The sequence below is a fragment of the Streptomyces sp. SID486 genome, assembly GCF_009865385.1.
Taxonomy (GTDB): Bacteria; Actinomycetota; Actinomycetes; order Streptomycetales; family Streptomycetaceae; genus Streptomyces.
Genome location: NZ_WWJT01000759.1, coordinates 1 through 345 on the forward strand (window position 1 = coordinate 1; position 345 = coordinate 345).

Sequence of the window (345 nt, forward strand, 5' to 3'; positions counted from 1 at the left end):
CGATGGCGACGCGCTGCTGCTGGCCGCCGGAGAGGGAGGACGGGTAGGCGTCCGCCTTCTCGGACAGGCCGACCCTGGCCAGGTTCTCGGCGGCGATCCGCGCGGCGGTCGCCTTGTCCCGCCCGAGGACCCGGCGCTGCGGCAGCGCGAGGTTCTCGGTGACGTTCAGGTGCGGGAAGAGGTTGAATTGCTGGAAGACCATGCCGATGCGACGGCGTACGGCGTCGATGTCGACGTCGGGGTCGGTCACCTCGGTGCCGCCGACGAAGACCTGGCCGCCGGTGGGCTCCTCCAGCAGGTTCACGCAGCGCAGCAGCGTGGACTTGCCGGAGCCGGAGGGGCCGA

At 71.6% G+C, this 345-nt stretch carries 1 protein-coding gene; it reads right to left on the minus strand.

Features of this window, described 5'->3' with window-relative positions; translation table 11 throughout:
* The coding region (locus tag GT045_RS35385) for an ATP-binding cassette domain-containing protein (protein ID WP_161336722.1) at nucleotides 1–345 on the minus strand (345 nt) is incomplete at both ends.